Annotated in this window: 13 protein-coding genes; 1 reads left to right on the plus strand and 12 read right to left on the minus strand. The window is 70.5% G+C overall.

The window, feature by feature from the left end; all coding sequences use genetic code 11:
* Positions 1-4 precede the first annotated feature (4 nt).
* The 7 genes from AC2W7E_RS04680 to AC2W7E_RS04710 form a co-directional block, all read right to left on the minus strand.
* On the minus strand, positions 5-877 hold the full coding sequence (locus AC2W7E_RS04680; RefSeq protein WP_370670668.1) for a metal ABC transporter permease: 873 nt from the start codon (positions 875-877) through the stop codon (positions 5-7).
* Entirely contained in the window at positions 874-1,719 is an 846-nt protein-coding gene (locus AC2W7E_RS04685; protein ID WP_378868476.1) for a metal ABC transporter ATP-binding protein, read from the minus strand. The genes AC2W7E_RS04680 and AC2W7E_RS04685 overlap by 4 nt, the downstream gene beginning before the upstream one ends.
* Positions 1,716-2,714: a metal ABC transporter substrate-binding protein gene (locus tag AC2W7E_RS04690; RefSeq protein WP_126894409.1), complete on the minus strand. Its 999-nt coding sequence runs from the start codon at positions 2,712-2,714 to the stop codon at positions 1,716-1,718. The genes AC2W7E_RS04685 and AC2W7E_RS04690 overlap by 4 nt, the downstream gene beginning before the upstream one ends.
* Before the next feature lie 63 nt (positions 2,715-2,777).
* A complete protein-coding gene (locus AC2W7E_RS04695; RefSeq protein ID WP_126894410.1) occupies positions 2,778-4,469 on the minus strand; it encodes a glycoside hydrolase family 13 protein in 1,692 nt (563 codons plus the stop codon).
* A gap of 37 nt (positions 4,470-4,506) precedes the next feature.
* A complete protein-coding gene (locus AC2W7E_RS04700) occupies positions 4,507-5,385 on the minus strand; it encodes a carbohydrate ABC transporter permease (RefSeq protein ID WP_062765712.1) in 879 nt (292 codons plus the stop codon).
* Entirely contained in the window at positions 5,385-6,329 is a 945-nt protein-coding gene (locus AC2W7E_RS04705; protein WP_172400071.1) for a carbohydrate ABC transporter permease, read from the minus strand. The genes AC2W7E_RS04700 and AC2W7E_RS04705 overlap by 1 nt, the downstream gene beginning before the upstream one ends.
* On the minus strand, positions 6,326-7,651 hold the full coding sequence (locus tag AC2W7E_RS04710) for an ABC transporter substrate-binding protein (RefSeq protein ID WP_303709288.1): 1,326 nt from the start codon (positions 7,649-7,651) through the stop codon (positions 6,326-6,328). The genes AC2W7E_RS04705 and AC2W7E_RS04710 overlap by 4 nt, the downstream gene beginning before the upstream one ends.
* Before the next feature lie 96 nt (positions 7,652-7,747).
* Between AC2W7E_RS04710 and AC2W7E_RS04715 the strand changes: the two genes are divergently transcribed.
* Positions 7,748-8,962 carry an ROK family protein gene (locus AC2W7E_RS04715; protein ID WP_025102742.1) on the plus strand — a complete coding sequence of 405 codons (1,215 nt, stop codon included), beginning with the start codon at positions 7,748-7,750 and terminating at the stop codon, positions 8,960-8,962.
* Between the two features lie 219 nt (positions 8,963-9,181).
* On the opposite strand, the gene AC2W7E_RS04720 is transcribed toward AC2W7E_RS04715, so the two are convergent.
* The 5 genes from AC2W7E_RS04720 to AC2W7E_RS04740 are packed head-to-tail and all read right to left on the minus strand — an operon-like array spanning position 9,182 to position 14,044.
* Positions 9,182-9,853 (minus strand): ArsR/SmtB family transcription factor, encoded by a 672-nt coding sequence (locus AC2W7E_RS04720; protein WP_197426471.1) that lies wholly within the window; start codon positions 9,851-9,853, stop codon positions 9,182-9,184.
* 17 nt (positions 9,854-9,870) lie between these two features.
* Positions 9,871-10,494 carry a flavin reductase family protein gene (locus tag AC2W7E_RS04725; RefSeq protein WP_378868484.1) on the minus strand — a complete coding sequence of 208 codons (624 nt, stop codon included), beginning with the start codon at positions 10,492-10,494 and terminating at the stop codon, positions 9,871-9,873.
* 52 nt (positions 10,495-10,546) lie between these two features.
* Positions 10,547-11,911 (minus strand): dihydrolipoamide acetyltransferase family protein, encoded by a 1,365-nt coding sequence (locus AC2W7E_RS04730; protein WP_025102745.1) that lies wholly within the window; start codon positions 11,909-11,911, stop codon positions 10,547-10,549.
* 28 nt (positions 11,912-11,939) lie between these two features.
* Positions 11,940-12,905, minus strand: coding sequence for an alpha-ketoacid dehydrogenase subunit beta (locus AC2W7E_RS04735; protein ID WP_029989147.1), 966 nt, complete (start codon positions 12,903-12,905; stop codon positions 11,940-11,942).
* Positions 12,906-12,916: 11 nt separating this feature from the next.
* Entirely contained in the window at positions 12,917-14,044 is a 1,128-nt protein-coding gene (locus AC2W7E_RS04740; protein ID WP_025102747.1) for a thiamine pyrophosphate-dependent dehydrogenase E1 component subunit alpha, read from the minus strand.
* Positions 14,045-14,127 lie beyond the last annotated feature (83 nt).

The following is a 14,127-nucleotide window of genomic DNA, read 5'->3' on the forward strand; positions in this document are numbered from 1 at the left end:
AGGGTCAGACGCGGGTGACCCGGGAACGGACGCGCTGCACGATCCAGCACACGACGTAGATCGTGAAGGACAGGGTCGTGATGTAGGGGCTCACCGGGAGGGTTCCGGCGAGCGCGAGGAGGATCCCGCCGACGGCCGACACGAACCCGAACACAGCCGCCAGCACCGGCACCGCGACAGGGCCCGCCGTGATTCGCATGGCGGCGGCCGCCGGTGTCACCAGCAGCGCCATCACCAGCAGCGCGCCGATGATGTGCACGCTCACCGCGACGATGAGCCCCAGCAGCACCATGAACAGCAGGCTCACGGTGCGGGTGGGCACCCCGCGGGCGGCCGCCGACTCCGGGTCGAGCGAGTCGAAACGCAGCGGATTCCACATCACGAGCAGGCCGAGCAGCACCACGAGGCTGATGCCGATGAGCCAGCCGAGGTCGGGGCTCGAGACCGACACGATCTGCCCCGTCAGGAGGCTGAACCGGTTGGCGCTCCGGCCGTCGTACAGCGACAGGAACAGGATGCCGAGACCGAGCCCGAACGGCATGAGCACGCCCACGATCGAGTTGCGGTCCCTGGCCTTGGCGCCGAGGACCCCGATGAGGATCGCCGCCACGAGGGCTCCGCCGAGGGAGCCGAGCACGACGCTGCCGCCGAACAGCAGCGCCGCCGCCGCTCCCGCGAAGGAGAGCTCGCTCACCCCGTGCACCGCGAAGGCGAGATCGCGCTGCATGACGAAGACCCCGATGAGGCCGCCGACGAGGCCGAGCACGGCACCCGCGATGATCGAGTTCGAGAGCAGGGCGACGAGCTCGCCGTAGTCCTGGAAGGAGAAGATGTCGTCCCAGCCGACCATCGGGACGAGGGCGGACGCGGCGGTCATGCGGCGCCCCCGTGCTCGTGGTCGTGGTGCGGCTCCGCATCGGGGACGCCGACCACGACGAGGCGGTCGCCGGCCCGGAGCACGAACACCGGGGTGCCGTAGAGATCCGTCAGCACGCGGGTCTGCAGCACCTCCTCCGGGGTCCCGAGGAGGAACCGGCCCCCGGCGATGTAGAGGATGCGGTCGACGCGGTTCAGGATCGGGTTGACGTCGTGCGTGACGAAGAGCACCGCGGCCCCGCGCTCCCGACGCTGGCGGTCGATGATGTCGGTGACGGCGACCTGGTTGGCGAGGTCGAGGTTCGACAGCGGCTCGTCGCAGAGCAGCAGCGCGGGCTCGTCGGCCAGCGCCTGTCCGACCCGGAGGCGCTGCTGCTCCCCGCCGGAGAGCAGGCCCACGCGGCGGTCCGCGTAGGAGGTCGCCCCGACCGCGGCCAGCAGCGCGTCGACCTTCGCCCGGTCGCCGCGGTGCGGGACCGGAAAGCCGAAGCGGCTGCCCTGCACGCCGAGGGCGACGAGGTCACGGGCCCGCATGCTCGTGTCGGGCGCGAGCGCACGCTGCTGCGGGATGTACCCGATGCGGGCGTTGCCGCGGTGCACGGGCTCGCCGGCCACGCGGATGCTGCCGCGGGACAGGGGCTGGAGTCCCAGGATGCTGCGCAGGAGCGTCGTCTTCCCGGAGCCCGACGGACCGAGCACCGCGATGAACTCGCCGGGCTGCACCGTGAGGTCGAGTCCTGACCAGAGCTCGCGGTCGCCCCGCTGCAGGGCGCCGTCGGCGATCTCGAGGACCGGACCGGTCTCCCTCGCGGGTCGCTGAGCCTGTGAACGGGCTCCGCTCACGACTGGACGGCGGCGGCGAGGCTCTGGATCGCGTCACTCATCCACTCAGAGTACGACGATCCGTCCTCGAGCAGCTCCGTGAACGCGACCACGGGCACCCCGGCGTCCTCCGCGGCCTTCTCCACGCGCTCCGTCTCCGCGCCGCCGGTCTGGGCGTTGGTGAGCACGGCGGTCACATCGCCGGACCCGACGACCTGCAGCGCCTCGAGCAGCACGGCGGGCGCGACATCGCTGCCCTCCTCCACCGACTCCGCGAAGCCCTCGGGGGTGACGTCGGTGAGCCCGGCGGCCGTGGCCAGGTATCCGGGCAACGGCTCGGTCATGAACACCGTCGCACCGGCGGCGTCCGCCTTGATCGCCTCGAGGTCGCCCTCGAAGCCCTCCAGCTCCGCGACGAGCTCGTCCGCGTTCGTGCGGAACGTGTCGGCGCCGTCGGGGTCGATCTCGGTGAGCTCGTCGGCGATCGCCTCGACGACGTGGATCATCGTGTGCGGGTCGAACCAGACGTGCTCGTTGAAGCCCTCGATGTGGTCGTGGCCGGCGTGCTCGTCCTCGCCCTCGGCGTGCTCGTGATCGTGCGGCTCCTCGGTCGCGGCCTCGTGGTCGGCGTGATCGTCGTGACCCTCGTTGCCCGGGTAGTCGTGCGAGAACTCCACCGCGGTGACGACGTGCGGGTCCTGCGCATCCTGCAGGAGGCTGTCGATGAACGCATCGTAGCCGCCGCCGTTCTCCACCACGAGGTCGGCCTTCTGCAGCGTGAGGCGGTCGCGAGCGCTCGCCTCGTAGGAGTGCGGGTCCTGGGTGACCGAGTCGATGATCGAGGTGACGTCGACCCGGTCTCCGCCGACCTGCGCGGCGATGTCGCCGTAGACGTTGGTGCTGGCGACGACCGTCACCGCGCCGTCGTCCTCCGCCGCGCCGGAGGTCGACGAGCATCCGGCCAGGGAGAGGGCGGCGACGGAGGCGAGCGTGAGGGCGAGGGCGGGCTTCTTCATGCATCCCACTCTAAACGCTAATGAGAACCATTATCAAACCGGCCCTCGCCCGTCGGTGCCGCCTCAGCTCGTGAGCGCCCCCGGGGCGACCCACACCGTGGCCTCGCCCGGCAGCTCGGACCCGTCCACGGCGACGGTCGACAGCACGGCGTCGTCGGCCGCAGCGCCCAGATCGAACGGCACGGTACCGAAGTTGGTCACGACCTCCCACCCGTTCGGGCGGCGGAACCGCAGCACGTCCTCCCGACCCGTGTCGACCCACTCGAGCGTCTCCCCGGTCTGCAGCAGTCGTCGCAGCCGCAGCGCCTCGCGGTACAGGTTGAGGGTCGAGCCGGGGTCGGCGTCCTCCACCTCCACCGCATGCTCCGCGAACCAGGCGGGCTGCGGCAGGTGCGCGCCGGCGGCGCCGAAGCCGTACGAGCTGCCGGACGCCGTCCATGGCAGAGGCACGCGGCAGCCGTCGCGGCCCAGGCCGTCGAAGTCCGCGCCGCGGAAGAACCCGGGGTCCTGACGCTGGTCGGGCGCGATCTCCGCGACCTCGTGCAGGCCCAGCTCCTCGCCCTGATAGAGGTAGGCGCTGCCGGGCAGGCCGAGCAGCAGCAGCGTCGCGGCGTGCGCCCGGCGCAGGCCGCCCTCGCGGTCGAGGCCCTCCTCCGGGCCGCCGGCGCGCACCCACTCGGTGCCCTGCTTGACCGCGCGGCCGCGCAGCGGCGGCAGGCCGTAACGGGTGGCGTGCCGCGTCACGTCGTGGTTCGAGAGCACCCAGGTGGTCGACGAGCCTGCGGCCTGCGCCTGAGCGAGGTTGTCGGCGATGATGCGCTGGAAGTCGGCGGCGTCGAAGTCGGCGACGAGCAGGTCGAAGTTGAACGCCTGCCCGAGCCCCTCCGCGGAGGCGTACTTCGCGCGGCGCTCCGGGGTCTCCACCCACGCCTCGGCGACCGCGGTGCGCGGCGGGTCGTACTCGTTGAAGACCGCCCGCCACTGGGCGTAGATCTCGTGCACGTCGTCGCGGTCGATCATCGGATGCGTGCCGGAGGTGCGGTCCATCGCGTCGAGCTCCGCGCGGGACGGCAGCGGCTCGGTGAGGTCCTTCGTCAGCATGTGGGCCACATCGATGCGGAAGCCGTCCACGCCGCGGTCCGACCAGAAGCGGAGCGTCGTGAGGAAGTCCTCGCGCACCTCCGGGTGGTCCCAGTTCAGGTCGGGCTGCTCGACCGCGAAGTTGTGCAGGTACCACTGACCGTCCGCGACGCGCTCCCAGGCGCTGCCGCCGAAGACCGAGACCCAGTCGGTGGGCGGCTCCGCACCGTCGGGGCCGGTGCCCTCCCGGAAGATGTAGCGCTCCCTGGCGGCCGAGCCGCGGCCGGCGGCGAGCGCCTCCTGGAACCAGGCGTGCTGGTCGGAGGTGTGGTTGGGGACGATGTCGACGACGACGCGGATGCCCCGCGCGTGCAGCGCCTCGACCATGGCGTCGAAGTCGTCGAGGGTGCCGAGGCGGGGGTCGACGTTCCGGTAGTCCGCCACGTCGTACCCGCCGTCGGCGAGCTCCGACGGGTAGAACGGGCTCAGCCACACCGCGTCGATGCCGAGCTCGGCGAGGTAGTCGGCGCGCGACACGATCCCGGGGATGTCACCCAGGCCGTCGCCGTCGGCGTCCGCGAAGCTCCGCGGATAGATCTGGTACACGGCGGCCTGACGCCACCAGGTCGCGGTCTTGTCGTCTTCGCGGGTCGCGGTGAGCAGCGAATCGGTCATGAGGAAGAGGCTCTCCTTGTTTCTTGCGGGGGTCGGGTCAGCCCTTGACGGCACCCTGCGTGACGCCCTCCATCACCCAGCGCTGAGTGAAGAGATAGGCGACGATCGCGGGAGCCATGGCCATCAGGTACGAGGCGAAGGCGACGTTGTAGTTGTTGCTGAACTGGTTCTGGAAGAGGTTCTGCCGCACCGGGAGCGTCTGCAGCGCCGGGTCGGAGATGATCAAGGACGGCATCATGAAGTCGTTCCAGGCGTAGAGGAAGGCGAAGATGCCGACCGTGGCGCTCATCGGCGCGAGCAGCGGGAAGATGAGCCGCCAGAACGTCTGCCAGGTCGTGGCGCCGTCGATCCGCGCGCTCTCCTCCAGTTCGATCGGGATCGAGCGCAGGAACGCCGTGAACAGCAGCACGCTGAAGCTGAGCTGGAACATCGTGGCGAGGATGATCACGCCGAACGGGTTGTCGAGGCCGACGCGTCCGGTGAGCTGGATCTGCGGAAGGGCCACGACGGGGAACGGAATGAACATCGCCGCGAGCAGGTAGAAGAACGAGTAGCGGAACAGCCGTCGGTCCCAGTTGCGCACGATCGCGTATGACGCGAAGGCCGCGAGCACGATCGTCGCGATGACCGTGCCGGCCGTGACGAGCAGCGAGATCGCGGCGCCCACCGGGAACTTCGTGAGCGTCCACGCCTGCACGAAGCCGTCGACGCTGAACGGCGCCGGCAGCGAGAACGCGTTGCCGTCGACGGCCTGGCCGGTGGTCTTGAACGCCATCGAGATCGTCACGTACAGCGGGATGAGGATCGTCGCCGTGCACAGGATCAGGATGATGGTGCCCGACCAGTTGACGCGCTCCATCTTCTGCCGCTTCCGGCGTCCGTCCGCGGGGATGGTGGTGAGGGTCTCCGTCGACATCAGAACGTGTTCCTTCCGCGGGTCAGCGAGAGCTGGAGGACGGAGATGAGCACGGCCACGATGAAGAAGATCGTGGCGTTGGCCATCTGGTAGGCGTAGTCGCCGCCGTTGAAGCCCGCGATGATCGTCATCGCGACGCTGCGGGTGGCGGTGCCCGGGCCGCCGTTGGTGAGGCCGACGATGATGTCGTAGGCGTTGAGGAAGCCCTTGAAGCCGAGGATCACGTTGATGACGACGTATCCGGCGACGAGGGGGATCGTGATGCGGGTCAGCTGCTGCGTGCGGCTGGCGCCGTCGATGCTCGCCGCCTCGTACACCTCGCCCGGCACCGACAGGAGTCCGGCGATGTAGATGAGGAGGGTACCGGGGACCGCCTGCCAGGCGGTGACGATCACGATCGCGACCCAGGCGAGATCGGGGTTGGCGAGCAGGCTCGTCTCCAGCCACGGGATGCCGGTGGCCGCGCCCGCCGCGGGGATCGAGTTCGAGAACAGGAAGTTGAAGACGTAGGCGATGATGATGCCCGAGATCACCATCGGGATCACGAAGATCGTCCGCAGCCCCGTCTTGAACCGGATGCGGGAGGTGAGGCCGACCGCCAGCAGGAACGCGATGACGTTGACGACGATCACGGTCGCGATCGAGAACCCGAAGGTGAAGAGGTAGCTCTGCAGGATCGCCGGGTCGCTGAACAGCGCGATGTAGTTCGTCAGCCCGTTGAAGCTCCACTCGCCGATGCCGATGGAGTCGGTGAAGCTGAAGAAGATGCCGATGACACCGGGGACGGTGATCGCGAGCGTGAAGATCACGAGGGTCGGCAGGAGGAACAGGTAGTAGATCGGCTCGACGCGGCGGGTGTGGCGGCGGATCTTCCGCGGCCCGCCGGTGAGGATGGCGGTGGTGCTCGTCCCGGCGTCGGCGCCGGTGGTCGTGGTGGTGCTCATGGCGCGGACTCCTCTGTCTCGCCCGATGCGGAATCCTCGGAGCTCGGGATGGGGGCGCGGAAGGCGATGCGGGCCCAGTCGGCGTCCATGGTCGGGAGGATGGACGACGGGGCGGCGCCGAGGACCATGGCCTGCGCGTAGTTGAAGATCGGCAGGGTCTTCGGGACGAGCACCGAGGGGCCCTGGTAGATGCGGCCCTCGTCGTAGTACGGGATCATGCCCTCGATGCGCGGGTCGTCCGGCGGCGCCGCGTCGGTCGTCGGGGTGAACCCCAGCTGCGAGGCGTTGTACTCCTCGATGTTCTCGGGGAGGTAGAGGTACTCCAGGAAGTCGCGCGCGGCCTCCTGGTGCCGGGACTCCTCGGGGATCATGACCGCGAGGTCCATGTTCACGCGGACCGCGAGGTCGTCCGGGTCGTCGGTCATGGGCAGCGGGAAGGTGCCGAGGTCGAGGTCGGGGTCGGTCTTGGCGATCTCGCTGAACGCCCACGGCCCCTGCAGGTACATCGCGGCCTCGCCCTTCGCGAAGGCGAGGTTCCCGTCTCCGTACGCCCGGCTCGCGGCGTCCTCGTTCGTGTATTCGTCCGCGAGCACCATCATCCTGTCCATCGGCTCCGCGAAGTCCTTCTCGAAGGAGACCTCCGAGTCCGGCCCGACATCGGTGCCCTCGGCGGCGAGCGCGTCGAAGAACGCCAGCACGTCGAGCGAGCCGCCGACGGCGTAGTCGTACCACCCCTGTCCGACCGTCCAGTCGTCCTTGAAGGTGGCGTAGAACGGATCGATCCCGGCCTCACGGAGGCTGTCGCTGACGGCGAGGAGCTCGTCCCAGGTCTGCGGCACCTCCAGGCCCTGCTCCGCGAAGATCTGCTTGTTGTAGATGACCGAGGCGGCCATGACCGAGTAGGGCAGGGCGCTGGTGCGGCCCGCGCAGGAGCCGTACTGGTCCATGAGCGGCTGCAGGTCCTCGCGGATCCCGGCGGCGGCCTCGGTGTCGGAGAGATCGGTGAGCGCGCAGCGCTGCACGAACCGGGCGACCTCGTAGTTGTAGTTGGCGAGCATGATGTCGGGCGGATTGCCCCGGACGAAGCTCGCGGAGACGACGTCGACGCCGGACGTGTCGATCTCCACCCGCACGTCGTCCTGCGACGCGTTGTACTCCGCGACGAGCTCCGTCATGAACGGGATGGCCTCGCGCTTGCTGAACGTGAATCGGATGGTCTCCGCTCCCCCGCCGGCGGCGCAGCTCGTGAGCGCCGTGCCGGTCAGCACGAGACCGAGCGCTCCGGCGGCCCAGCGCACCGCCCGTGATCGTGTGGCAGACACCGTCGTCCTTTCGTAGATCCGCGGAGTAAATCTAGTGAGCGAATTTAGTCCGTCTAGAGGTACTGTCTCATCTGGGCGACAGAAAGGTCAAGGGGAGTGGCAGAGGTCTCGACAGGACTCGGCACCGGCCGCGCGAGTGTGAGCGCGGTGCTCGACTTCGCCTGGACGGCCGGCGAGTTCACCGCCACCGAGGCGATGGCCGGCACCTCGCTCACCCGCTCCACAGCCATCGACGCCATCGACACGCTCGTCACCGCCGAGGTGCTGCGCGAGCTTCCGAACGCTCGCGCCATCGGCGACTACCGCTCCGGACGCCCCGCGCGCCGCTTCGCCCTCGCGGCGGATCTCGGTGTGGTGATGGGCATCGACGCCGGGGACACCCACCTCGCGGTCACCGTCGCGGATCTGCTCGACCGCACGCTCGTGCATCATCGCGTGGAGGTCGACCCCGCGCAGAGCGTCGACGACCGCCGGGCGACGATCCTGCGGCATCTCGCCGCCGCGCGCGACGAGGCCGGGGTGCCCCCGGAGCGCGTGCTCGCGGTGTGCGCCGGCGTCGCCGCCCCCGTGAACCGCGACGGCATCTCACCCCCGCACCCCGACGGCTTCTGGGAGCGCACGAACCCCGGCCTCGCGGAGGCTCTGCGCGACTGGGCCCCGGTGGTCGAGGTCAAGAACGACGCCCAGCTGGCCGCGATCGCCGAGGGGACGCTCGGGGTCGCCGTCGGCTGCCGCGACTATGTGGCCCTGCTCGCCAGCGAGCGCTTCGGCGGCGGCGTCGTCGTCGACGGGCATGTGCTGCACGGCGCCCACGGCGGCGTCGGCGAGGGCGTGGTGTTCGACCACATCATCGGCGTCGGCTCGGCGGTCGGGTTGCGGTACGCGCTGGAGGAGCAGGCCCGGGCCGCCGTCGCGGAGGGCGAGGCCCCCGCCGATGGAGCCCTCGGCCGGCTCGTGGCGGACGGGCCGGTCGACCCCCGACTGGTGCTGACGCTCGCCGCCTCCGGAGACCCCGACGCCCTCCACGTCGCCGAGCGCGTGGGCGCGACCCTCGCCCGCGTCGTCGGCGTGCTCGGCAGCATGTACGACCCCGCGCGCGTGATCATCTGCGGCGCCGTGGCGGAGAGCATCGAACCCGTGCTGGCCGCCGCCCGCCGCATCCTCCCCGACGAGCTGCACCTGCCCGCGCCGGAGATCCTCGCCTCGACGCTCGGCGCGGAGGTCGTGTCGGCCGGCGCGATCGCGACCGCCCGGAAGGCCGCCAGGGAACGGGCCGTCCCCCGCCTCGCGGAACAGCGTCTCACCGCCTGACCCTCTCCCTCCCCCCGCCAGAACAGGCAAGCACGGGGGTTCAGGATCTCCCACCCCTGGCAGCCTGTTTCCGCGCGAACGCCTGTCCCGCCAGCCTGTCGCGAGAACAGGCCCCCGCGCGGACTCAGGCGAACGCGGGAGTTCAGGCTCTCCCACCCCTAGCAGCCTGTTCCCGCGCGAACGCCTGTGTCGCGCGTCGCACGGACGGGGTGGTCGCGGTCAGGACAGTGTCGGCGGAATACCGAAGAGGCTGTGGAAGGCGGCCGTGCCGGCGGGAGAGATCGTCACGGCGCGCGAGGTCTGCTGAGCGTGGATCCAACCCCTGTCGCGCGCGGCGCGGAGGAGGACGGCTCCGAGGTGACCCGAGAGATGCGAGCGCCGTTCGGTCCAGTCGAGGCAGCTCCGCACAAGAGGACGACGAGACGACGGCACCAACGCGTCCGGCCCCGCGATGCTCTCGAACAGGTCGCGCCCCGTCGCGGTCACCGCGAGGTCCGGCGTGAGGTGCCCCCGCTCGACGAGCGCGTCGAAGAGGGCGACCCCCAGGCGACCGGCGAGGTGGTCGTAGCAGGTGCGGGCCAGGGCCATGCCGTCTCGCGCCGTCGCCGAACGAAGGCTCGAGACGGGAGCCGCCTTCCCGGCGTATGCCGTCGCGGCCTCGATGATGTGCGCGGCGTCAGAAGACGCGAGGGTGACGTAGGAGTGCCGCCCCTGTCGGCGGAGTGCGACGAGCCGGACGTCGAGGAGCGTCGTCAGGTGCTCCGACGCCGTCGACCTCGACACCCCGGCGGCACGCGCGAGCTCGCCGGACGTCCATGCCCGGCCGTCGAGGAGCGCCAGACACATCTGCACCCGCGTCGGGCTGCTGAGCGCGTGTCCCAGCTGGGACACGGAAGAGGGGTCGACGATCACGCCACGACGGGGTCGTCGAGGAGCGGCGCGCGGAAGTTGGAGCCGACCCGAGGCCCCTGGGCGAAGTAGTGGCGGAAGGCGTAGGAGAGAGGGTCCCACTTGTCCGTGTCGATGCGGTCCGGTCCGTGCGCCTTCAGGATGTCCTCGTGCACGTGGACCTGCAGGGCCTCGGCTTCGACCGCCAGCGCGTCGCCGCCGTCGATCGGGATGATCTGCGCCACGCGCGCTTCGATCTGCACCGGGCATTCCGCGATCCGGAGCGGGATCACCGCGTCCGACGGGACAGGGGTGAAGCCCCCGAGACTCCATTTGTCCGGTTCATGCCGGTACGCGGGAACCTTCTCGGCGGGAACCGGCGAGCGGCCGGTGGTCGGCGCGATCGCCTCCACGGCGTGCACGAGGTCGGCGGAGGGGAGGTTGATGACGAGGTCCCTGACCCGTTCGATATTCGCGGCCGCCTGTCCTTCGGCACCGAGCCCAAGCATGTACCGCGTCCCCAGCGCCCATGCGGACGAGATCGGGCTGATGTTCGAAGACCCGTCCGGGTTGACCGTGGTGATCAGCGCGACGGGAGTCCCGAAGTACAACACCGGCAGGTCGACGCTCCGCGTGGTTCTCATCCATCCATTCTCGCCACCCGATCGTTCGGGCCACGCCGAAGTGTGGACTCCCTCAGTCCACCAGGAGCGCGGGCTCCTCGAGGATGGAGGCGACGTCGGCGATGAAGCGGCTCATGCCGTCGCCGTCGATCACGCGGTGGTCGAACGAGCCGGCGACCGTGGTCACCCAGCGCGGGCGCACCTCGCCGTCGACGACCCAGGGCTTCTGGCTGATCGTGCCCATGGCGACGATGCCGGCCTCGCCCGGGTTGATGATCGGAGTGCCCGCGTCCATCCCGAACACGCCGATGTTCGTGATGGTGATCGTGCCGTTCTGCTGGTCCGCCGGCGGCGTCTTGCCCTCGCGTGCCGTGAGCGTGAGCCGGTTCAAGGCGCGGGCGAGGTCCTTCATGCTGAGGTCCTGCGCGTCCTTGATGTTCGGCACGAGCAGACCCCGGGGCGTGGCGGCGGCGATGCCGAGGTTCACATAGTGACGCACGGCGATCTCGGCCCCGGCCTCCGTGTCGATCCAGGCCGCGTTAACCATCGGCGTCCGGCGGACCGCCCAGATCACCGCGCGGGCCATGATGAGCAGCGGCGAGACCTTGATGTCGGCGTAGTCGGGCGAGGCCTTGAGGCGCTTGACGAGCTCCATCGTGCGGGTGGCGTCGATCTCCTTCCACACCGTCACGTGCGGGGCGGAGTACGCGCTCTGCACCATCGCCGACGACGTCGCCTTGCGCACGCCCTTGACGGGGATGGACTCGGTGCGGTCGTCGCCGGCCGCCGACGGGCGCACCGGCGCGAGGCCGCGCGCCAGGCCGGACGGGGCCTGCGGTGCCGGGACGGTCTCCTCGCGCACGCTCCCCCACTCCGGGGTCTCGATGTTGCGGAAAACGCTGGCCTGGGAGGCGTGCTTCATCACGTCGTCGCGGGTGACCTCGCCGTCGGCACCCGTGGGCGTCACGCTCGTGAGGTCGACGCCGAGGTCGCGGGCGAGCTTGCGGATCGGCGGCTTCGCGATCACGCCGACCGACGACCGGACGGGGCGCTCGGCCGGGCGCTTCCGCCGCGAGGTCGCACCGCTTCCGGAGCCGTAGCCGACGAGGACCGACCCGCCGCCCTCCTCGGGTGCGGGCGCCTCCGCCGTGGCGACGGTCCCGGGTGCGACCGAACCGGTCCCCGAGCCGGCCGCGGGGTCGGTCACGAAGGTGATGATCGGGGTGCCGACCTCGACCGTCGCCCCCTCGTCGACGAGCAGCTCACCGACCACGCCCGCGTGCGGGGAGGGCAGCTCGACCAGGGACTTCGCGGTCTCGATCTCGCAGATGACGTCGTTGATGGCCACCCGGTCACCCGGGGCCACCTTCCACGCGACGATCTCGGCCTCGGTCAGCCCTTCGCCGACGTCCGGAAGGGGGAAGTTCTGCGTGCTCATGACGGGTCCTTTCGGCGGATGCCGGGTGTCAGTAGGCCAGGGAGCGGTCGACGGCTTCGAGGATGCGGTCGGCATCCGGCAGGTAGGCGCCCTCGAGCTTCGCGGGCGGGAACGGGGTGTCGTACCCCGATACCCGCAACACGGGAGCCTCGAGGGCGTAGAACGCGCGCTCCATCACGGTCGCGGCGATCTCGCTGCCGAGGCTCGTGAATCCCGGAGCCTCCTGCGCGTAGACCATGCGACCGGTCTTGCGCACCGACCCGAGGATCGGCTCGTAGTCCACCGGCGACAGCGAGCGCACGTCGACGACCTCGCAGCTCGTGCCCTCGGCCTCGGCGAGCGCGGCGGCCTGGAGCAGCGTAGTGACCATGGCGCCGTGTCCGACGAGCGTCACGTCGGTCCCGGTCCGCACCACCCGCGAGGAGTGCAGCGGGACGGCGGGGGCGTCGAGCTCGACCTCGCCCTTCGGCCAGTACCGGCTCTTCGGCTCCAGGAAGATCACCGGATCGTCCGACGCGATGGCCTCCTGGATCATCCAGTAGGCATCGTTCGCGGTCGACGGCGACACCACCCGCAGACCGGGGGTGTGCGTGAAGTAGGCCTCCGGGCTCTCCTGGTGGTGCTCGACCGCCCCGATGTGCCCGCCGTACGGGATGCGGATCACGACGGGCAGCCGCAGCGACCCCTCGTGCCGGTTGGTGAGCTTGGCGAGCTGGGTGGTGATCTGGTCGAACGCGGGGAAGACGAAGCCGTCGAACTGGATCTCGACGACAGGACGGAACCCGGCCATCGCGAGGCCGATCGCGGTGCCCACCAGGGCCGACTCCGCGAGCGGAGTGTCCAGCACGCGCTGCTCCCCGAAGTCGCGCTGCAGGTGCTCGGTGATGCGGAACACGCCGCCGAGCTTGCCGATGTCCTCGCCCATGAGGAGGACCTTGGGGTCGTCCTCCATCGCCTTGCGCATTCCGGCGTTCAGCGCCTTGCCCAGCGGCATGGTCTCCCGGGTCACTGGCCCTCTCCTTCGAACGACGCCTCGTAGCGGGCGCGCCACGCTTTCTGCTCCTCGATCAGCGGATGCGGCTCGCTGTACACGTGGTCGAACATGAGGTCGGCGCGGGGCGGGCCGAGCTGCACGGTGCGGGCGCGGAGGTCTTCCGCGGCATCGGCGGCCTCGGCGTCGACCTCGGCGAAGAAGCTCTCCTCGGCGCCGCGGTTCTCCAGGAAGGCGCGCATACGGACGATCGGGTCACGCCCGGCCCACGCGAGCTCCTCGTCGTCGCCGCGATACTTCGTGGGATCGTCGCTGGTCGTGTGCGCGCCGAGCCGGTACGTCACGGCCTCGATGGCACGGGGTCCGCCGCCGGCGCGCGCCTCGTCGAGGGCCACGCGGGACACCGCGTAGCTGGCGAGTACGTCGTTGCCGTCCACGCGGACGCTCGGGATGCCGTACCCGGCGCTGCGCTGCACGAGCGGCACCCGGGACTGCGTGGTGACGGGGACCGAGATGGCCCAGTGGTTGTTCTGCAGGAAGAAGAGCGTCGGGGCCTGGTAGCTGGCCGCGAACACCATGGCCTCGTGCACGTCGCCCTGGCTGGAGGCGCCGTCGCCGTAGTAGACGACGACCGCCTCGTCGCGCTCGGGGTCGCCGGTGCCGGTGCGGCCGTCGAACGTGAGGCCCATCGCATAGCCGGCGGCGTGCAGCACCTGGGAGCCGAGCACGAGCGTGTAGAGCCGGGTGTTGCCGTTCTTCGGGTCGGTCGGATCCCAGCCGCCGTGGGAGACGCCGCGCATGAGCTTGATGATGTCCAACGGATCCACGCCGCGGATCCGGGTGACCGCGTGCTCGCGGTACGAGGGGAAGATCGTGTCCTGCGCGCGGGCGGCCCGACCGGAGCCGACCTGCGCCGCCTCCTGTCCGCGGCTCGGCGGCCACAGGGCGAGCTGGCCCTGGCGCTGCAGGTTGGTGGCCTGGGTGTCGATCGCGCGGATGCCCACCATGTCGCGGTAGAACTGCGCGAGCTCGTCGTCGGGGATGGCCTCGATGAGCGGCAGGTACTGCTCCGCAGCCGGCGTCGGGGCGACCTTTCCGGTCTCGTCCAGAACGCGCACGAGGGGGGTCTCAGAGGTGCTCACGGCCCCCACGCTACCCGCGTCGGCATGCCGGGTCACGCATACCTAGGACGCCCTCGTATCTCCCCGGAACCCCGAGATTCCGC

The organism is Microbacterium sp. CFSPD4_SD4 (assembly GCF_057364585.1).